This is a genomic window from Pseudarthrobacter sp. PH31-O2 (assembly GCF_030063265.1).
Lineage (GTDB): Bacteria > Actinomycetota > Actinomycetes > Actinomycetales > Micrococcaceae > Arthrobacter.
The window spans coordinates 126317-145909 of the sequence record NZ_JASIST010000007.1 but is presented as its reverse complement, the minus strand read 5'-3'; the positions used below and the strand labels follow the sequence as shown (position 1 = coordinate 145909).

The following is a 19593-nucleotide window of genomic DNA, read 5'->3' as shown; positions in this document are numbered from 1 at the left end:
TTGCTTAGACCGGCGCGCCAAAACCTCCGGTAGACCCGAAGCCTGCGCCGCCGCGGACCGAGCCACTAAGTTCCTGGACCGGCAGGAAGCGGGCGTACTCCACTCGTTGAATTACCATTTGTGCAATTCTATCGCCGCGCGAGAGTTCGATCGCCTGGTGCCGGTCGGTATTGAGCAGCGTCACCGCGATTTCTCCGCGGTAGCCGGCGTCGACGGTTCCTGGGGCGTTAACTACTGTCAGCCCGTGTTTGGTCGCCAGCCCGGACCGCGGGTGGATCAAGGCAACAAAGCCGTCGGGGAGGGCAATGGCAACCCCGGTAGGGACCAGTTTGCGCTCCCCCGGTTCCAGCACTACGTCCTCGCGGGTCCGCAGATCCGCACCGGCGTCGCCGGGGTGCGCATACGACGGCGGTTCCAATCCGTCGTCGAGCATCTTCAGCTGGACCGTAAGGGTGGTGGTTCCGTATTCGGGCGCAGGCTGCGTTTCCGGCAAATCTTCGGGCGTTGCGTCGGTGGCGTCCACGGCAGTCGTTTCTTCAGTCACAGTTCCTCACTCTAACGCCAGCGGCGACGATCGGCCACGCGGCGTCCGGCCGGCCGGGATACAGGACCTGCTGCCGCCGCCAAGGTGAAATAGCCCGGGAAAAGTGGAAAGCTGGCCTTATGCCCGAATCCAGCGCAGCCACGCCTGCCCCCATAAGCACCCCCAGCGACGCCACAGTTGTGTACAACGAGAAACTCTGGCCGAACGCTTGGATCTGGCTGGTGGCCGCGGGACTGTCGGGCGCCGGGATTCTGGTATTCGCCCCGATCAGCATGTTCGCAGGGATCACCGCTGCGGTGGTCCTCTTTACCATCATCTCGGTGTTGCTGGTCCTGTCGACCCCTTCCATTACGGTCACGGCCGCCACCTTGCGCGTCGGCCGGGCCACGATCGAGCGCGGCTTTGTTGGCAGCGCATCCGCGTTCCGGGGCAAGGAAGCGACGGCAGAACGCGGCACCCGCCTAAACGGCCTGGCGTTCCTGTGCATCCGTGGATGGATCGATCCAGTGGTCCGGGTCGAGATCACCGACCCCTCCGACCGGACCCCGTACTGGCTGGCCTCCACGCGGCACCCGGACCAACTCCTCGCCGCCCTGGCCTCCTAGCCCGCACAGTCCCGGCATTAAGGGAGCGAACGGGGCCGGCTGCGGACCGAAAAGCCCTGGAAAGTAGCGGAAAATTGCGGCGCGCCCTCCGTCCTCACCGGAATTCGCCCGCATCGATGGCAGAGTTTCGATTGTTAGTAATGCCAGGGTGGAGGATTTGTATGCAGGATCTACGGCTTGTAGGCGTCCACGACGACGGGGAGCATCTCCTGTTGAGCGGCACCGGCGGCGAGATGTTCCAGCTGCCGATCGATGAGGCGCTTCGAGTGGCGGCCAGCAGGACCGCGGCTAAGGCCGCCTCCGGCGCTGCGCCCATTGCCATGTCTCCGCGCGATATCCAGGCGCGGATCCGCAGCGGCTCGACGGCGGCCGAGGTGGCTGAGCTCTCCGGCATTCCGCTCGCGAAAGTGCAGCGCTACGAGGGCCCGGTCCTGGCCGAGCGCGAGCACGTGGCTGCGCAGGCCCAAAAGGTGGAAGTCGCTGCCCCGGCCCCAGGCCATGACGTGTACCGCTCCGTGTTTGGCGACCAGCCGGCATTGCTTGGCGACATGGTGGCCCACCGGCTTAGCGCGCACGGCATCGATGCCTCCACTGTGGAGTGGGACTCATGGCGGCGCCCCGACGGCAGCTGGAACGTGGTGGCCCGGTTTGAGGCGAAGGCCGGCGGACCCGCTGGCATCGGCGAGGAACCCCCTGCCATGTGGACCTTCAGCCCGGCCCGGAAGTCCCTGCAGAACGCGAACCGCTGGGCGCAGCAGCTCAGTGAACTTGAGCCCCTCGACGGTCCGGTCCCGGCCCGTCGGCTCGCTGCCGTCTCCGACCGGCCCTTCGATTTTGAAACCGACGCCGATGCCGCCGCGCGGACCGCCACCGCACAGCTCCAGGTCGTCCAGCAGCTCCAATTGCAGCAGGAGCAAGAGTCCGACGGACTGCTTGACATGCTGCGCTCCCGCCGCGGCCAGCGCCTCGGTGTGGACGAGGACGCCGACGACGCCCTGGCCACGCTGCTGACGAACGGGGTCCCCGCCGCCCACCCGCGGCCCTCCGAAGTCCCTGCCGAGGTCTCCGCCGAACCGGAACCCGCCGGGACCGGGGGCAACACTCCGGAACCGGAAGACACCGAACAGCCGGTTCCTGCCGCGGATCGCTGGGAACGACGCCGCGACGGCCGGCCCTCGATCATGTCCAGGCTCACCTTGGCGCCCCGGCACCAGGACGCACCGGATGACGCCCTGCGGCTGCACGACGGCGTCAGCACCGAAACGCGCGAGATCACGATCGCGGCGTCACAGCTGCGTCCGGTCGGCAAGCAGGGGCCTGTTTCCAGCCCGGGGCTCGATGAGCTCCTCGGCGGCGGAACGTCCCGGCGCCAGCAACGGGAACCCGCAGCGGCAGCCCGCGATGACCGCGACGCCGAGCAACCGGAGCGCCAGCCGGCAAAGCCAAAACGCTCCAGCATCCCGAGCTGGGATGACATCGTCTTCGGTGCCCGCGGGGACTAGGCCTTCTCCGGAAGATCCGGTGCCCCCGGCGCGGGGCCCTGACCGCGCAGTCAGCCGCGGTGGGCCCTTCGTCCGTCCGCCTGGAAACACAGCAGCGGGACTTCACGTTCGGCTTTTGTCAGCGATCCGTGCTGGCCCACCACCTCAAGGGCCGTTGGCCGGACCCGCCGGGTGTCATAAAAGGCCACGGCGTCCCTGGCCGCGATCATCACGTCCCCGATCCGCGTAACAACCTCGGCCCGGACCTCACCAAAGAGTCCCGCGGCGATGCCTTCCGCCCGGGTAAACGCCCAGATCCGCTCTCCGAAGCGTGCCCGCCAGGCCTCAACCAGCCGCAACCGGCCGGCATCGCCCACCTGGTCGTCCAGGTACAGGTGGACCATCCGCGGCTCCCCCGCCGTGTGCCGGACACCGGCCACAAGTTCGGGGTCGGCGGAATAATCGATTCGCTGCGACTGCGGCACGTCAAGCATGCCGTGGTCCGCCGTGAGCACAATGGTGGTGCCTGCCGGCAGGGTGGCGCTCAGCCGTTTGACGGTGGCATCGAGTTCCTCCAGCTGGTGCTCCCACTGCGCTGACTGGCAGCCGTAGCGGTGCCCGGCCTTGTCCAGTTCGTTGACGTAGAAGTACATCAGGGACCGTCCCGATCCGGCCATCGCCTCGGCGGCGGCAGCGGTCCTGGCCTGCGCGGTGGTGGCAGTGACGTAGCGGCCACCACGCAAGGCAGCGCGGGTCATGGCCGAGTCACTGAACTTCGGGAGGCTGACTGTGGTGACGTCCACATGGTCCGCGGACTGCTCGAACACCGTCGGGAACGGCTGCCACCGCTGCGGGTCGACGCCGGCGTCCCAGCCGCCAAGCATGTTGACCACCCGGTCCTGATCCGGGTCCAGCACGTCGTAGCCCACCATGCCGTGCTGCCCGGCGGCCAGGCCGGTGCCGAAGCTGGCCAGCGACGCCGCGGTGGTGGACGGAAATGCGGAGTCCAGCCAGACCGGCACCTCGCCTTGCCCGGACTGCATGACGGAGCGCAGGAACGGTGTGTGCGCCGACTTCTGCTTCAGCAGGTTTCGGCCCAGCCCGTCGGCGAGAACAACGCAAACACGCTGCGCAGCCGGCAACTTGAGCCGGTTCTCGAAACCCGGCACGCCCAGGCTGGCGGCGGCACTTGTGAGCACTTCGGCGATGGAACGCTCACCGAACGCCGGGGCCGCGGGCAGGTTCTGCGCAAGGGCCGCGGCGGAGGACAGGGGTTGGGGGGTGCCGGCCGGTGCCATCTCAGCGCTGGTGGCCGCGGCTGGTGCGGCTGCCGAACACGCCCATACGCGGGCGCGGCGGAAGTCCCGGACCGGTGTGCGGGACCGGGGCCGTGGACCCGGTATTCACGGCGCGAAGGGCACGGGCGAACAGCTTGGCGTCCTGGACAGCCTGCAGGCCGTCGGCCTCGGCGCTGATCCGGAGGACAATGTCTTCCTGGGCGATGGTGCCGCTGTAGCCATGGTCGGACTCGCACTGCGGGTCGCCGCAGCTCGCCGGTCCCATGTCGAGGCGCTGGCCGCCGGACCAGGCGATGGACAGGGTCAACTCCCGCACGGGATCCGACGGTTTGTAGTCCTGGGGCTGGGCGTACACATAACTGAGCAGCACGGAACGGATCTGTGTCACCGGAACGGATTCGGTGGAGACCTGGGCCACGATCTGTTCCCCGGCCTCGTCCAGCTGCTGGTCATCCACATGGGTGATGACGAGCATGTCCTCGGTCAGGACCAGCACGGAAATGTGGCGCCGCACTTCGGCGCGGTCGAAGTGCGTCTCCAGGTGCACCAGGTGGGCCACGCAGTCACGGCCGTCAAGTGCATCGGCGACGACGTCGGCCACCAGCCGGGGGTAGAAACCGGCCTGCTGCAGTGCCCCTTCCAGGCTTTGACCCTGCGCGCTGTGATCATGCAGGCCTTGATGGTGCGCGCCCGGACGTCCGGATACTGCCGCCTGGGGCTTGGGTGTCGGAGACTGAAAGCTCATGGTCCCCATTTTCACAGATCGGCTGGGGACATGCTAACCCGTTGCCGGCCGGGCGCCGCCGCCGCCGTGGCGCCGGCACTCCCCCGCACCGGCTCCCGGGCCGTCAGCTGCGCATGGCCCGCCGGGCGCTGTCGGTACGCTGGGCAGCATTCGCGATCCGGACGTCGGCAGCGAGGATGGCCGCGCCGTCCGGCCCGGCGAGCACGGGGTTGAAGTCCACCAAGGCGATTTCCGGGTGGTTGTCCTTGAGCTTGGTCAGCCGCGCCGCGAGGTCCTCCAGGGACCGCGCATCCACGGCCGGCAATCCCTGGTAGCCGAAGAGCTTGCGCGAGGCACGGGGGGACCGGATGAAATCATGCAGGTCGGAGCCGGAGAGTGGAGGCACCCGGTGGGCCCAGTCGTCCAGCAGGTTGACCGCATCGCCGGCCAGGCCAAAGGAAACCACGGGGCCCAGCAGCGGGTCCTCGATGGCGCGGAAGGTGCACGCCTGGCCTACCGGCGCCATGGTCTGCACCTCCAGCGACGGCGAGCCGTAGCGTTCCAGCGACTTGCGCATCTCCAGTACGTTGCGGCGCAGCGAGTCCGCATCCTGGATGTCCAGGCGCACCCCGCCCAGGTCCAGCCGGTGCCGCAGCGCAGGGTCGGTTGTTTTCAGGGCCACCGGCCAGCCAAGCCGGTCCGCGGCCGCGAGGGCCTGTTCGACGGTGTCGAAGCCGACCGACGGCACCACCCGGATACCGTAGCGGGCCAGCAGGCTGGCGGCCGTGTCCGGGTCCAGCCGGAGCAGTTGCTCACCGCCCACCCCGTCCAGCAGGCGTTCGAGCTCCTCGTGGGTGCCTTCGGGGTCGCAGCCCTCCGGCTCCGTGAACAATCCCTGGTCCCGGTCGAGCCACTGGGCGTAACGGACCACGGCACTAAGCGCCGCCACTGCCGTCCCGGGGTTGGAGAAGCAGGGAACCGCCGCCGGACCCGCGTCGGCTCCGACCATCCCTTCAACGTAGATCGAGGGGTCAAGGAGCCCGCTGAACGCCGCGACCACGGGTTTGCCCGCCGCCACCGAACATTCGGCCAGCACTTCGGCGATCTTCTCGACGGTCAGGCCGTGGGCCGGGAGCAGGGCGACCATCACGGTGTGGACGGTGTCCGCCGTGAGGATCTCCTGCAGGCTGTGCCGCAGCGCGGGCAGCGCCACGGACATCCCGGCGTCGAGGTCGACGTCGGTAACGATCCGCTCCACACCGAGGCCCTGGGCCGCGGCACTGTCAGCAACGACCTTGCCAAGGGCCCGCGAATTGCTGAAGACGGCGATACCCGGCCCCTTCGGCAGCGGCTGGCTCGAGACGATCTGCGCGACGTCCATAAGTTGCTCGATCGTCTCAACGCGGATCACCCCGGCCTGGCGCATCATCGCGTCAAGTGCCTCGGGCGGGGCCAGGGTGGTGCGGACCGCGTGGCCGGGAGGCAGGCCCAGGCCCGTCGCGTCGGATTTGGCCACGATGACCGGCTTGGTCCTGGCCAGGCGCCGGGCCAGGCGAGAAAATTTGCGCGGGTTGCCGATCGATTCCAGATAGAGCCCAACGGCGGTGGTGTCGGCGTCGTCCTCCCAGAACTGCATCATGTCGTTGCCGGAGACGTCGGCCCGGTTCCCGGCCGAGAGGAACGTGGAGATCCCGACGCGGCGCCGGCTGGAGGCGGCGTAGAGCGAGACACCGATCGCCGCTGACTGGCTGAACAGGCCCAGGCCGCCGCGGCCGGCCAGCGTGGGCGCCATCGAGGCGTTCAGTGATACAGCAGGGTTGGTGTTCACAATGCCCAGCGAGGCCGGCCCGATTACCCGCATGCCGTTGGCACGGGCCTGCCGGACGAGTTCGCGCTGCCGGGCCAGGCCGCGTTCGCCGTCGTCGGCATAGCCGGAGGTAGCCACCACAATTCCCTTGACCCCGGCGGCGCCGCACTCCGCCACGATTTTGGGGACCTCGGCATAGGGGACTGCGATGATGGCCAACTTAACCGGGCCCGGCACTTCGGCGAGCCGGGCAAAGGAGAGCATGCCGGCCAGCTCAAAGGCTTCCGGGTTGATGGCATAGACCGGGCCGGTGAAGCCGCCCTCGATGATGTGCTCCAGCAACTGGTAGCCCACGGTGCCCCATTTGCGGCTGGCCCCGATCACGGCGACAGAGGACGGCGCAAGCAGTTCCTGGATGCTGCGGGCCTCGGCGCGGTGTTCCCGTGACTCCATCACGGCGCGCGACTTGTCGGTGGGGTCGATATTGAATTCGAGGCTGACCACACCGTCGTCGAAATGGCGTTTGACGTCGTAGCCGGCATCTGAGAAGACCATCAGCATCTTGCGGTTTTCCGGGAGGACCTCGGCGCTGAATTTCCGGATCCCGTTTTCGCGGGCGGCGGCGGCGAGGTGTTCAAGCAGAATGGACCCGATGCCGCGGCCCTGGTGCGCGTCGGCGATGTTAAAGGCCACCTCGGCGTCGGCGGGGTCATCGAGCCGGTCATAGCGGCCGATGCCCATGATTTCCCCGCCTACTGTGATGACCAGGGCCACGCGGTCCTTGTAGTCCACTTCGGTGAACCGTTTGAGTTCCTTGGCGGACAGCTTGGACTTAAAGGCAAAGAACCGCATGTAGATGGACTTCTGCGACTGTCCCACGTGGAAAGCCTGGACAGCGTCCGAGTCGGACGGGTGGATCGGGCGCAGATGGGCCGTCCCGCCGTCACGCAGGACAACATCGGCTTCCCAATATTCCGGATATACGCCTTCCGCGGGCTGATCCACCATAGGCTTAGCCTAGTCATAAAGTTACGCAGCGCACGCTCAGCACCCCGCAGAAGGACCCACCAGCCTCATGGCCCGCCGCCAAAGCCCGTCCCCGGCAGGGGAAAGCAGCCAGGATTTCGTCGAGAACATCGTCGACATCGATGTCACCTCGGAGATGGAAGGATCGTTCCTCGAGTACGCCTATTCGGTGATTTACTCGCGGGCCCTTCCGGATGCCCGCGACGGGCTGAAACCTGTGCAGCGGCGCATCCTGTACATGATGAGCGAAATGGGCCTCCGGCCGGACCGCGGCCACGTCAAGAGCGCCCGCGTGGTGGGCGAGGTGATGGGTAAGCTTCACCCCCACGGTGACACCGCCATTTACGACGCGATGGTGCGCATGGCGCAGGACTTCTCGCTGCGGCTGCCGCTTATCGACGGCCACGGCAACTTCGGCTCGCTCGACGACGGACCCGCCGCACCCCGGTACACCGAGGCCCGGCTCGCGGCGGCGGCATTAACGCTGACCGACCACCTCGACGAGGACGTGGTGGACTTCGTCCCCAACTACGACAACCAGCTGACCCAGCCGGACGTGCTGCCGGCGGCGTTCCCGAATCTGCTGGTCAACGGCGCCACGGGCATCGCCGTCGGGATGGCCACGAACATGGCCCCGCACAACCTGGTCGAAGTGATTGCCGCCGCGCGGCACCTGATCGAGTACCCGGAGGCCACGCTCGAGGACATCATGAAGTTCGTCCCCGGCCCTGACCTGCCCACCGGCGGACGGATCGTGGGCCTGGACGGCATCCGCGACGCGTACGCGACCGGCCGCGGCTCCTTCAAGACCCGCGCCAAGGTGGAGGTCGAGCAGCTCTCGGCCCGCCGCACCGGTCTGGTGGTCACTGAACTGCCGTACATGGTGGGACCGGAAAAGGTGATCGAGAAGATCAAGGACGCCGTTAACGGCAAGAAGCTGACCGGTATCAGCGACATCGTGGACCTCACGGACCGCAAGCACGGCCTGCGCCTCGTGATCGAACTGAAGAACGGCTTTAACCCCGCTGCCGTGCTCCAACAGCTCTACCGCTACTCGCCGATGGAGGATTCCTTCGGCATAAACAACGTCACACTCGTCGACGGCCAGCCGCAGACCCTGGGCCTGCTGCAGTTGCTCTCCGTCTACGTGGAACACCGCATCAACGTGGTGCGCCGGCGAACCGCTTACCGGCTCGGCAAGAAGAAGGACCGCCTGCACCTGGTCGAGGGCCTCCTGATCGCCATCGTGGACATTGACGAGGTCATCCAGATCATCCGGTCCTCGGACGAGGCGGCCGCGGCCCGGACCCGGCTGATGTCCATCTACGATCTCTCGGAGATCCAGGCCAACTACATCCTGGAACTCCGGCTCCGGCAGCTGACCAAGTACTCCCGAATCGAGTTGGAGAAGGAACAGGACGAGTTGCGCCGCGAGATTGCCGAGCTCGAGGCCATCCTCGGCTCCAGCGAGCGGCTCCGCGGCTTGGTGTCCGCCGAGCTGGCAGAGATCGCGGAAAAATATGGAACACCCCGCCGCACCGTGCTGCTGGAATCCGAGGCCGTCTCCCCCACTGTCGCCGCGCTGGCCGCCGCGACGGGTACCCGGGGCAAGGCTGCGCCGCTGGCCCTCGAAATCCCGGATGACCCCTGCTGGGCGATCCTGACGGTGTCCGGGCAAATTGCGCGGACCACCAACCGGGACAGCCTCGCCGAATCGGGTCCGCGGACCAGGCACGATGTGTTCGCCTCGGTGGTGAAGTCCTCGGCGCGCGGCGAGATCGCCGCCGTCACCTCCCAGGGCCGTATGCTTCGGCTCCAGGTGATGGACATGCCGGTATTGCCGCCGACTTCCGGTACACCGAACATGGCCGGCGGCGTCCCGGCCAAGGACTTCATCACCCTGCTCAAGGGCGAATCGCTTGTGGCGTTCGCGCCGCTGGATGAGGTGCTCGCCATCGGCACTGCCCAGGGCGTCGTGAAACGTGTCCAGCCCGACTACCCGCTGAACCGCGAGGACTGGGAAGCCATCGCGCTCAAGGACAAGGACACCGTGGTGGGGGTGGCTCCCGCCGGGTCCGACGACGTCGACCTCGTTTTTGTGACCCGGCAGTCCCAGCTGCTGCGCTTCGCCGCCTCCGCTGTCCGTCCGCAAGGCAGGACCGCCGGCGGCATGGCAGGGATCAAGCTGGCCGCCGGGGACCGGGTGATGTTCTTCGGCGCCGCGAGCCCGGACGACAGCGCCGCAGTTGTCGTGACCATCGCGGGCACGGAGGGGGCCCTGCCGGGCACGGCCCCTGGTGCCGCCAAGGTCACGGCGCTGGCCGAATACCCTGCCAAAGGCCGCGCCACCGCCGGGGTCCGGGCACACCGTTTCCTCAAGGGTGAGGACACCCTGCTCCTCGCGTGGGCAGGCCACGGCCCGGCAAAGGCCTCTTCGCTGGCCGGTGTGGCGCGTTCCCTTCCCGGTGAACACGGCCGCCGCGACGGGTCCGGCATTCCGCTCTCGCAGGCAATCGACGCGATCGGTCCGAGTATGTCCTGGCAGCCGGAACCCGGTGCGGATTCCTAAGCCGGCAACGGCGCATGCCGCGGCGGGACAATACGCTTAGACTGCTCCCATGCCTATCATCGCGGACAACAAGGACTGGACCTGGGTGCTGTCGCAGCCTTGTCCGGAATGCGGTTTCGACGTCACAGCAAGCACCCCGGCGACGGTGCCGGGGCAGCTGGCAAGCATGCTTCCCCGCTGGCGGGCGGCACTGCGTCGCCCGGAGGCGGCGGAACGCCCGGACGTAAACACTTGGTCGGTACTGGAGTACGCCTGCCATGTCCGGGACGTCTTCAGCCTGTTCGATTACCGGCTGGATCTGATGGTCAGCGGCGAGGACGCCCGGTTCGCAGATTGGGACCAGGACCTCACCGCCGTCGAGAAGGACTATGCCAGCGCCGATCCGGCCAAGGTCAGCGCGGAACTTACCGCTGAGGGCGAGCAGATCGCGGCGTCCTTCGGCCGGGTCCCGGAGGACCAGTGGGACCGCAAGGGCACCCGGAGCAACGGCTCGGAGTTCACCGTCCTGACGTTCTCGCAGTACTTCCTGCACGACGTGATCCACCATCTCCACGATGTGGATGCCTAACCCGCCGACAGCCGGCTGGTGAACTACCAGCGGGTCCGGGCCGCTACAGTTCCTTGTCCCAGGCCATGCTGCGGCTGACGGCCACATAGCCCATCTTGGTATAGAGGGCCAAGGCACCGGTCGGGTTCTCCGAGTCGACGTCGAGGGAGGCCTGGTCCATCCCGGCCGCGGCGAAACGGCGCATCGCGTCGGTCAGCAGGGCTTGTGCCACGCCGCGGCCGCGGAACTCCCGCCGGACGCCCAGCAGGTCCGTGTAACCCTCCGTGTAGCCCCTGGACCCAGCGATGGCAGCGTCATGGCTGGCGAGCTGGTAGCCGGCGACCCTCCCGGTGGCCCGTTCCAGCACCACAGCGCTGAGATCCGGCCGGGCCAGCGGGTCGTTCAGCACAAAGCCCCACGCCTCATGGTCCCGGGGCTCGCTGCCCCAGTGGTCCTGGAATGCTTCATTGTGCGCAAGCCGCACCGGCTCGTGCAGCTCGGGGCCAAAGGTCACCAGCTCCAAGGCGGCGTCAAGCACAACCTCGGGGACGCCATCCTTTAGCGGGCGGTGCATCTCGTTAAAGTAGCGGACAATCCGGTAGCCGGCGGCCTGGAACAGCGCCGCCTGGTGCGTGTGCTGCTCTTCCGCCTGGAGCCGCAGCTTGGGCCTGGCTCCCGGCATTGCGTCCACGGCAAAACGCTGCCGGGTCACGGATTCCATCCAACCCAGCAACCCGGTGCCGATCCCGGTTCCCTGCCATCCGGGATCGACGGCGCCGTAGCCGATCGCCTTCTCGCCTTCCGGGTTCTTGGTGATCCGGCCGTAAGCCCGGGCCACGCCCTCCCCGTCGATGCCGAGGATGGTATTTGCGGCAGCAGGATTCATTGTCGAGGCGAGGACCTGTTCCAGGTCCGCACGGCGTTCGAACCAGGCCGGCTGTTCGACGCCGGCGGTCCGGGCGATCAGCGCGGCCCAGCCATCCAGGTCCGCGGGCCGGCCGGCCCGCCACTGCAGGCGGTGGTCCAGGCTGGTTCGGGGATCGGCGTGTCCGTGCATGGCAACAGGTTAACCTGCGGTCTACCCCCGCGCCAGCGACGGCGTTGGCGCCCCGGAACGCGGCTCATGGCCGGCGGCCGCGTGGTCCAGATCCAGGCGGGTGTCCGCATCGGCAATATCCGCCGGGTTGTGAGTCACCAGCACTACTGTGCGGTCCCGCAGGCCGCGCCGGAGCTGCGCCAGCATCAGCCGGCCGGACTCCGCGTCAAGGTGCGCCGTGGGTTCGTCCAGCAGGATGATATCCGCCCCGGTCAGGAGCGTGCGGGCAACGGCCAGCCGCTGCCGTTCGCCGCCGCTGAGGAACGCACCCCCGGGCCCGATCCGTGTGTCCAATCCGTGCTCCAGCCGCCCGATCAGCGGAGCGAGGCCCACGTCAGCCAGGGCAGCGCGCAGCAGCTCTTCCTGTCCCCGGCGCCGGTCTTCCGGGAGCCCGAGGAGCAGGTTGCCGCGGATGGTCGAGTCGAACAGATGCGCCTCCTGCGGGCACCACGCCGCCCGCCCACCCAACAGGACGTGGCCGCCTGCTGCCGGCAGGAAACCCAGGATCACGGCAAGCAGGGTGGATTTTCCGGAGCCGGAAGCCCCGGTCACAGACAGCCAGCGGCCGGGTTCGGCCGTGGCCGTGAGCGCAGTGAAGACCGGCAGCCCGCCGGGCCAGGCGGCGGCAAGGTCCTGGAGTTCGATGCCCGGCCGGCCGCCTGCCCTGGCCCCGACCGGCACCAGCCCGCCGGAAGTCTTTGCGTCGTGGTCATCGAGTACGCCCGCTTCGCCGATTCGCTCAAGCACGGCCCGCAACGCCGGGTACTGCCGGACGGCCGTTGTGATTCCCGCGTAGGGCTCCACCAGCGCGAGTTGGAGCAGTACAACGACGGCGGCAGTGGAGGCTGCGACGGCACCGCTGAGGACCGAGGGAGCCGCCAGCACCGCGCTGGCGAGGGCTGCGCTTCCGCAAGCCAGCACGGTCAGGCCCTGCCCGAGCCCCTCGGCCCAGGCCGAGCGCTGGGAAGCAGCAGTCGCCGCGCCGTCGGCGCCGGTGATGGCGTCGAGCACGGGTGCGCATACGCCGTTGGCGTGGAGCTCGGCGCGGGCATCGAGGGCCGCCGCCACTTGGCGGAGGACCCCGGAGCGGAGGCTTTGTTCGGTGCCGGCGGACATCCGGTCCGCGGCCAGGGCCAGCGCCGGGGCTGCCACCAGGCTTAGCAGGGCGGCGGCAATCACGGCCGGGAGCGCTGCCGGCACCAGCAGCGCGATGCCGGTAACGGCGGCGGCAGCGACGGCCAGGGCCGTCAGCGGCGGCAGGACCACACGGGGCAGGAGCTCACGTATCGTGTCGACGTCGTCCACCACGGTACCCAGGACGTTGCCGCCCTGCAGCAGCCGGCGCAGCGAGAGGGCGCGCCGGCTCAGCGATTCCCAGAGCCGGCCGCGGAGCCGTGTCAGGGCAGCAAAGACAGCATCGTGCAACAGCAGGCGTTCAAGGTACCGCAGCGCCGCCCGGCCGATGCCGAAGAAACGTACACCCACGATTGCGGTGAGCAGGTACAAGATGGGCGGCTGCTCGCTGGCGCGAATGATCAGCCAGCCGGAGAGCCCGGAGAGTGCGACGGCAAAGAGTGCGGCAAGGGTGCCGACAGCACCGGCCGCGGCGAACGCGAACTGGACCGGTGCGAGCAGCCGGCGGAGCCGCGCCGCCGTCGAACCGTGGCCGGCCGGCGCTCCAAGCGCGCCCCGGTGTTCCGGGCCCTCACCCATTCCCGGCTCCGCAGGCACGGGCCCGGACAGCTGCACTCCGGACAGCTGCACATTGGACGGCCGGGATGCGGCGGCAGGGGAAACGGCCGCCGCGGCGGCCGCCGCCACCGAGCTGCCGGCACCGATTGCCGGCGCTGCACCGATTGCCGGCGCTCGCCCGGGGGCCACCGCCACCAGCTCATCGGCAAGCTCCCGGGTCGCCTGGTCGTGAGCCACCAACACGATGGTGACCTTTCCCCGCAGCCCGGCAACGGCGCGGCTGACCGCTGTTGCTGAGGCACGGTCCAGGTGTGCCGTAGGTTCATCGAGCAGCAGCACCGTAGCGCCCGCTTCCACTCGGGCCAGGCCGCGCGCCAGTGCGACGCGGCGCAGCTCCCCCGGGCTGAGTTCGGCCGGGTGTTTCGCGGCGAGGTGCTCCGCGGCGCAGGCACGCAGGCAACGCAGGGCCGTGGCCGCGCCGGCGCCGGACGCGGCTCCGTCCGGTGCGGCGCCCAGATAGAGCCGCACCTCGTCCAGCACTGTCGGTGCAACCATCACGGGATGCTGCGGTACCCAGGCCAGGTCGGCCGGGGTGAATCCTTCTAACCGACCGGTGACGGTGGTTTTTCCGCCGGTGCCGATGGTGCCGGCCAGGACGCCGAGTACTGTGCTCTTGCCGGCACCGCTGGCTCCGTCGAGGGCGGTGATCCGGCCCGCGCCGGCGGTGAAGCTGAGCGGTCCGACGGCGGAGTCCAGGCTGCCTCGGTAGCTGACGACCAGCCCGACCACTGCCACGGCAGGGGGGCCGGCGGCCGGGCCTGCCGTGCCGGCAACCGCGGCAGCGGATGGCGGGACGGGGCGAAGCGGCGTGGATTCGGGTGCCTCGAGGACTGCGGTGGTTTCGGCGAGCGCGGCGCGGCCGTCGTCACTGGCGTGGTGGGCAGTGCCCAGTTCCCGCAACGGCAGGTAACAGTCAGGGGCGAGGATCAGGGCCAGCAGCCCGGCTTCCAGTGCCATGTCACCGTGCACCAGCCGGACGCCGATAAAGACCGCGACGACGGCCACAGAGATGGTGGCGATGAGCTCCAGCGCGAGCGCGGACAGGAAGGCGGTCCGCAACGTCCCCATGGTCCGCCGTCGATACTCCTCCGAGAGGTCCTCAAGGGCCTTGCGCTGGGCAGTGGCGCGGCCGAGCCCAACGAGCACGGGCAGGCCCTTGGCGAGTTCCAGCATGTGGCCGGAGAGCCGCGACAGCGCCGACCGGGCTTCCCGGACGCGCTCATCGGTGTACCGGCCGATCAGGACCATAAACACCGGCACCAGCGGGACGGTCAGCACAATCACAACGGCACTGATCCAGTCGGCGAACAGAATGCGGGCTCCCAGCAGCAGCGGGAGCGCAGCGCAGTTCACCAGGGCCGGGAGGTACTGGGTGTAGTAGCTGTCCAAGGCATCCAGTCCCCTGGTCGCGAGAATGGCAAGGCCGCCGTCGGCGGGCCCGGCGGACCGGGTGCCGCTGCGCAGCGCACGCGCCAGCAGCTGCGAACGCAGTTCCTCCTTCACACCCAGTGCAGCGCGGCGCGACGCTGCCGCCTGCGCCCAGACGGTCAGGGAGCGCAGCACCACCCCGGCAACCCCCCAGTACAGCTGAGCGTTCCAGGCCGGGTCGCCGGCCATCAGGCCGGCCAGCATGGATGCCACCGCCTGGCCGACCAGCACGAGGGACAAGGCCTTCAGGGCCGCGAGCAGGCCCAGCAGGTACAGGGCTGTGCGGTTGGCGCGCCCCCGGGGGAACTGCGGTCTCATCAGGTGCTAGTCCTTGGGTGCCAGTGCTTTGGCTGCGATAGCCGGGAGGAAGCTGTGGGCCGCCGGGATGTGCGCGTCGCTTACCCGGCGCCGGAACACCCAGTACGTCCATGCCTGGTAGGCGAGCACCAGCGGCAGCCCGATGCAGGCGACGACGGTCATCAGCCCCAGGGTGTAGTCCGAGGAGGAGGCATTTGAGATTGTCAGGTTGAAGTCCGGGTTCAGCGTGGACGGCAGTACCACGGGAAAGGCTGCGCCAAAGATTGATGCGCTGCCCAGCAGCAGGAAGGCGCCCAGCGACACAAACGCCCGTCCCTCGGCACCCTTGCGGGCAAAGGTCCAGGCCAGGACTGCTGCCACCACTGCGGCAACGACGGCCAGCACGGTCCAGATCTCGCCGCTGAGCAGCTGCAGGCTCACGGCCCAGCCCGCGATCGGAAGCAGCAGCACGGGCAGCAGCCGGACGAACCACCGGCGGGCGCGGTGCCGGATCTCGCCGTCGGTCTTCAAGGCCAGGAAGGCGAGCCCGTGGAGCAGGGAGAAGCCGACGACGGCAAGCCCGCCGAGCACGGCGTAGGCACTGAACCACGCGAAGGGGCCGCCTTCACGGTCGCCGTTGGCGTTCAACGGGAGTCCGGTGGTGGTCAGTGCGAGGGCGGCTCCTACGCCGAAGGCCGCCACAAGGGAGCCGAGCGAGATGGCCCAGTCCCAGCGGGCACGCCATCGCGGGTCGTCCACCTTGCCGCGGTATTCAAAGGCCACGGCGCGGAAGATAAGGGCCACCAGGACCAGCAGCAGCGGCAGGTAGAGGGCGGAGAACAAGGAGGCGTACCAGAACGGGAAGGCCGCGAAGGTAGCACCCCCGGCCGTCAGCAGCCAGACCTCGTTGCCGTCCCAGACCGGTCCGACGGTGTTGAGCAAGACGCGGCGTTCGGTATTGTTCCGGGCGAAGCCCTTCATCAGCATGCCGACGCCGAGGTCAAAGCCTTCGAGAAAGAGATAGCCCGTCCACAGCACCGCGATGGCGATGAACCAGATGGTGGGAAGCAGTTCCATGCTGAGTATCCTCTGCGTTTCTTGGGGAGCGAAGGCTTAGTAGGCGAAAGCCAGGACGTCGTCGGCATCCCCGGGCGTGCCCGGGCCGCCCGGCGCCGAGTCATGGTCATCGGGAACGTGGGCGAGCTCGGGCATGGCCGAGACCACCCCGCCCCGGATATACGTGACCAGCAGCTTGACTTCCACCACCAGCAACACCGCGTACACGGCGGTCAGCACCACAAGCGAGGTCAGGAGCTCACCGGCAGAGACGCCCGGTGAGACGGCCGCGGCCGTGAACATAAAGACCTGGTCGATCCCGCTGGGATCCGGGTTGGGGGCGACAACAAAAGGCTGGCGGCCCATTTCGGTGAAGATCCAGCCGGCGGCGTTGGCCCCGAATGGTGCCAGGATCCCGAACACGGCAAGCCGCATCAGGCCGCGGGAGGCGGGCACTGTCCCTTTGCGGGTGATCCACAGTGCAGCGAGGGCGGCCAGGGCCGCCGCTCCGCCGAAACCGATCATCATCCGGAAGCCCCAGTAGGTAACCTCCATGACCGGAACGTACTGGATCTCCTGGCCGGCGCGGTCCCCATAGATCGGGTTGTCCGGCAAATTGGTCCCGTAGTCGGCCTTGTACTGGTCAAGCAGGCTGTTTACGCCCTTGACCTCGGTGGTGAAGTCCCCCTTGGCGAGGAAGGACAGGATTCCGGGGACCTCGATCACGGCGACTACGTCATCGCAGTTTTTGGAGCCGACGTTTCCGACGCTGAGGATGGAGAACCCGGTGCCGTCGTGGCAGGCCGCCTCGGCGGCGGCCATCTTCATGGGCTGCTGCTCGAACATCAGCTTCCCCTGCAGATCTCCGGTGATGGCGGTGCCGGCGAAGGAAATCATGGCGACGACGGCGCCGATCCGCAATGAACGGATCCAGACGGCGTGGTCGGTGCGGTCCCGGCCGGGGATGGCGGCCTCGCCGGGAATCACCCTTCCATCGGCATCGACGGCGTCGATCCCATCGTGGCGGCGGCGCCACAAGTGGTACCAGGCGATGCCCAGCAGGAAAGCCCCGGCGACGGCCAGGGCGCCGAAGAGGGTGTGCGGGACAGCAACCAGGGCGGTGTTGTTGGTAAAGACCGCCCAGGCGTCGGTCATCACCGGACGGCCGTTGATCATCTCCACGCCGACCGGGTGCTGCATCCAACTGTTCGCCACGATGATGAAATAGGCGGAGAAGACCGATCCGATCACGGCGATCCAGAGGCAGGCAAGGTGCACGGCGGGCTTGAGTTGCTTCCAGCCAAAGATCCACAGGCCCAGGAACGTCGATTCCACAAAAAACGCCAGCAGGGCTTCGAGGGCCAGCGGTGCGCCGAAAACGTCGCCCACAAAGCGGCTGTACTCACTCCACGCCATGCCGAACTGGAATTCCTGCACAATGCCGGTGGCGACGCCCATGATGAAGTTGATCAGGAAGAGCTTGCCCCAGAACTTGGTCATCCGGAGGTACTCCGGTTTGCCGGTCCGGTGCCACATCGTCTGGATCACGGCGACCACAAGGCCCAGCCCGATCGTCAGCGGCACCATCATAAAGTGGTAGACAGTGGTGATTCCGAATTGCCAGCGTGCGATTTCCAAAGCGTCCAAGGCAGTCCCTAACTGTGCTGAGCGGGCAACTTCTACATGATGTAGAAAACTTCTTCTACAAAGTGTAGAACAAATCATCAGCTCGCTGCACCCAGCGTTGCACGCCACGGAACGAGCCGCAATGGCGCCTGAGCACGGGAAACGCCGCGCCTGCGGTGTCCCCGGCTGCGCCGGATGGCCCCTGATCGACTCCGGCCTGCGACACGCCCGGCCGAAGTCTTCTACCTCATGTAGAAACTATCCGCAAAACACGGTAAATTTAAGACCACAGCATTGATGGAACGCCCTGCAGGCTGGATCGCCGCAGCGGCACTGACAAAGGACGTACGGAATGGCTAGTCTCGGTGAACTGGAACGGGCAGTGATGGACCTGCTCTGGGCGGGCCACGAGGCTGCCACAGCAAACACCCTGCGGGATCTGCTGGCACAAAGCACACGCGCCGAAAACGGCGCCAGGGGGCACGAGGGCAAGGATCTGGCCGTTACGACGGTTCTGACAGTACTTTCCCGGCTGGAGCGCAAGGGCCTTGTCGAGCGGGAACGCGGCACCCGTCCGCACCGCTACCAGGCCGTCTCCAGCCGCGAGGACCACACCGCTGAGCTGATGCACGAGGTTCTGGGGTCCGCGCCGGACCGCGAGGCCGTGCTCGCCAGGTTTATTGGTTCGGTCACGGACACCGAGGCAGAAACGCTGCGCAAGCTGCTGGGGCTCAGCTAGCGCCCGATGTTCTGGACCTCATGGTTTCTGGCGGTCCTTGCGATAGTGCTGGCCTGGCCGGTGCCTATCCTGCTCTCGCACGCCCAGTGGCCGGCGCGCTCCCCGTTCACGGCCATGCTGCTCTGGCAGACCATCGCACTGGCGGGCGGCCTGTCGATGATCGGAGCCATGCTGGTTTACGGGCTGGAGCCGGTCGGAGACAATCTATTGGCCGGCCTGAGGGCTCTGGCCCGGATCGTCTTCAACAACGCGCCGACAACGGCGTTGGGGTTTTGGCACATTTTTGCGCTCTCGGCAGCGGCCCTGCTCTCGGCGCACCTTGTGTTCACGCTGCTGCTGACCTACTACAAAATCCAGCGCCAGCGGCGCCGGCACCGCGAACTGCTGGAGTTGCTGGCCTCACCTTCCGTTGACGGTCCGCGGACCATGGTGATCAATGTCGACTCCCCCGTTGCGTATTGCCTGCCGGGCGGGGCCCGCTCGGTCACCGTCCTCTCCGACGGATTGATGGCGGCTTTGGAGCCGGCGGAGTTGCGTGCGGTCCTGAACCACGAGAACGCCCATCTGGACCAGCGCCACCACCTGCTGCTCTGGGCCTTTGCGGCCTGGCGGCAGGCCCTTCCCTGGCTGCCTACCACCCGTCTGGCGCAGGAAGCGGTCAGTTCCCTGATCGAGATGCTTGCCGACGACGTCGCGCTGAAGACCGAGAGCAGGGCGACCCTGATCAAGGCCATCGCGATTGTGGCCAGCGGGTCACCCGGCGCCGCAGGCGGCCGGTTGGCTTTTAGCGAACCGGAGCTCTCCGACGTCGAAACCGGGCAGCCCGGTGCCACCGGAGGCGCCGGTTCCGCCCGGGCAACGGCGTCCCGAGTCAGCCGGTTGCTTGCGCCGCAGCCGCCCCTGCCGCAACCGCTGCGGGCCGGCGTCCTGGCAATCTGCCTGGTGCTGCTGACGGCGCCGACAGCGTTGCTGATTGTCCCCGGCCTGCTGGGCTGACC

The 19593-nt window shown here is 68.0% G+C and carries 14 protein-coding genes; 6 read left to right on the top strand and 8 right to left on the bottom strand.

Annotated elements, in window-relative coordinates; genetic code table 11:
* Positions 1–4: 4 nt before the first annotated feature.
* A complete protein-coding gene (dut, locus tag QMG72_RS12385; protein ID WP_396021204.1) occupies positions 5–544 on the bottom strand; it encodes a dUTP diphosphatase in 540 nt (179 codons plus the stop codon).
* 119 nt (positions 545–663) lie between these two features.
* Between dut and QMG72_RS12380 the strand changes: the two genes are divergently transcribed.
* Complete coding sequence (locus QMG72_RS12380; RefSeq protein WP_282359840.1) at positions 664–1149, top strand: DUF3093 domain-containing protein; 486 nt, start codon at positions 664–666, stop codon at positions 1147–1149.
* A gap of 161 nt (positions 1150–1310) precedes the next feature.
* The gene (gene sepH, locus QMG72_RS12375) at positions 1311–2651 is read left to right on the top strand and encodes a septation protein SepH (RefSeq protein WP_282359841.1); all 1341 of its coding nucleotides are present in this window, start codon (positions 1311–1313) and stop codon (positions 2649–2651) included.
* A 50-nt stretch (positions 2652–2701) separates the two neighbouring features.
* Here sepH and QMG72_RS12370 read toward each other — a convergent pair whose 3' ends face one another.
* The 3 genes from QMG72_RS12370 to QMG72_RS12360 form a co-directional block, all read right to left on the bottom strand.
* Positions 2702–3928 (bottom strand): alkaline phosphatase family protein, encoded by a 1227-nt coding sequence (locus tag QMG72_RS12370; protein WP_283480664.1) that lies wholly within the window; start codon positions 3926–3928, stop codon positions 2702–2704.
* A gap of 1 nt (position 3929) precedes the next feature.
* The gene (locus QMG72_RS12365; protein ID WP_253033111.1) at positions 3930–4673 is read right to left on the bottom strand and encodes a DUF5998 family protein; all 744 of its coding nucleotides are present in this window, start codon (positions 4671–4673) and stop codon (positions 3930–3932) included.
* A 103-nt stretch (positions 4674–4776) separates the two neighbouring features.
* Complete coding sequence (locus QMG72_RS12360) at positions 4777–7467, bottom strand: bifunctional acetate--CoA ligase family protein/GNAT family N-acetyltransferase (protein ID WP_226773234.1); 2691 nt, start codon at positions 7465–7467, stop codon at positions 4777–4779.
* Positions 7468–7534: 67 nt separating this feature from the next.
* Here QMG72_RS12360 and QMG72_RS12355 point away from each other — a divergent pair, with 67 nt between their 5' ends.
* The gene (locus tag QMG72_RS12355; protein WP_282359843.1) at positions 7535–10054 is read left to right on the top strand and encodes a DNA gyrase/topoisomerase IV subunit A; all 2520 of its coding nucleotides are present in this window, start codon (positions 7535–7537) and stop codon (positions 10052–10054) included.
* A gap of 49 nt (positions 10055–10103) precedes the next feature.
* Complete coding sequence (locus QMG72_RS12350) at positions 10104–10622, top strand: DinB family protein (RefSeq protein WP_226773236.1); 519 nt, start codon at positions 10104–10106, stop codon at positions 10620–10622.
* Positions 10623–10665: 43 nt separating this feature from the next.
* Here QMG72_RS12350 and QMG72_RS12345 read toward each other — a convergent pair whose 3' ends face one another.
* From QMG72_RS12345 to QMG72_RS12330, 4 genes are read right to left on the bottom strand one after another with little or no spacing between them, the layout of a single operon-like run.
* Positions 10666–11658 carry a GNAT family N-acetyltransferase gene (locus tag QMG72_RS12345; RefSeq protein WP_282359844.1) on the bottom strand — a complete coding sequence of 331 codons (993 nt, stop codon included), beginning with the start codon at positions 11656–11658 and terminating at the stop codon, positions 10666–10668.
* Positions 11659–11679: 21 nt separating this feature from the next.
* Entirely contained in the window at positions 11680–15195 is a 3516-nt protein-coding gene (gene cydD, locus QMG72_RS12340; protein ID WP_282359845.1) for a thiol reductant ABC exporter subunit CydD, read from the bottom strand.
* Between the two features lie 6 nt (positions 15196–15201).
* Positions 15202–16251, bottom strand: a complete 1050-nt coding sequence (cydB, locus tag QMG72_RS12335; RefSeq protein ID WP_226773238.1) for a cytochrome d ubiquinol oxidase subunit II — start codon at positions 16249–16251, stop codon at positions 15202–15204.
* Positions 16252–16287: 36 nt separating this feature from the next.
* Positions 16288–17877, bottom strand: a complete 1590-nt coding sequence (locus QMG72_RS12330) for a cytochrome ubiquinol oxidase subunit I (protein ID WP_226773239.1) — start codon at positions 17875–17877, stop codon at positions 16288–16290.
* 331 nt (positions 17878–18208) lie between these two features.
* Here QMG72_RS12330 and QMG72_RS12325 point away from each other — a divergent pair, with 331 nt between their 5' ends.
* On the top strand, positions 18209–18595 hold the full coding sequence (locus QMG72_RS12325) for a BlaI/MecI/CopY family transcriptional regulator (protein ID WP_226773240.1): 387 nt from the start codon (positions 18209–18211) through the stop codon (positions 18593–18595).
* 6 nt (positions 18596–18601) lie between these two features.
* Positions 18602–19591, top strand: a complete 990-nt coding sequence (locus QMG72_RS12320) for a M56 family metallopeptidase (protein ID WP_226773241.1) — start codon at positions 18602–18604, stop codon at positions 19589–19591.
* Positions 19592–19593 lie beyond the last annotated feature (2 nt).

Coding starts and splice junctions, on each gene's coding strand:
- QMG72_RS12380 (WP_282359840.1), top strand. CDS start 664: ATGCCCGAATCCAGCGCAGCCACGCCTGCCCCCATAAGCACCCCCAGC.
- sepH (WP_282359841.1), top strand. CDS start 1,311: ATGCAGGATCTACGGCTTGTAGGCGTCCACGACGACGGGGAGCATCTC.
- QMG72_RS12370 (WP_283480664.1), bottom strand. CDS start 3,928: ATGGCACCGGCCGGCACCCCCCAACCCCTGTCCTCCGCCGCGGCCCTT.
- QMG72_RS12365 (WP_253033111.1), bottom strand. CDS start 4,673: ATGAGCTTTCAGTCTCCGACACCCAAGCCCCAGGCGGCAGTATCCGGA.
- QMG72_RS12360 (WP_226773234.1), bottom strand. CDS start 7,467: ATGGTGGATCAGCCCGCGGAAGGCGTATATCCGGAATATTGGGAAGCC.
- QMG72_RS12355 (WP_282359843.1), top strand. CDS start 7,535: ATGGCCCGCCGCCAAAGCCCGTCCCCGGCAGGGGAAAGCAGCCAGGAT.
- QMG72_RS12350 (WP_226773236.1), top strand. CDS start 10,104: ATGCCTATCATCGCGGACAACAAGGACTGGACCTGGGTGCTGTCGCAG.
- QMG72_RS12345 (WP_282359844.1), bottom strand. CDS start 11,658: ATGCACGGACACGCCGATCCCCGAACCAGCCTGGACCACCGCCTGCAG.
- cydD (WP_282359845.1), bottom strand. CDS start 15,195: ATGAGACCGCAGTTCCCCCGGGGGCGCGCCAACCGCACAGCCCTGTAC.
- cydB (WP_226773238.1), bottom strand. CDS start 16,251: ATGGAACTGCTTCCCACCATCTGGTTCATCGCCATCGCGGTGCTGTGG.
- QMG72_RS12325 (WP_226773240.1), top strand. CDS start 18,209: ATGGCTAGTCTCGGTGAACTGGAACGGGCAGTGATGGACCTGCTCTGG.
- QMG72_RS12320 (WP_226773241.1), top strand. CDS start 18,602: ATGTTCTGGACCTCATGGTTTCTGGCGGTCCTTGCGATAGTGCTGGCC.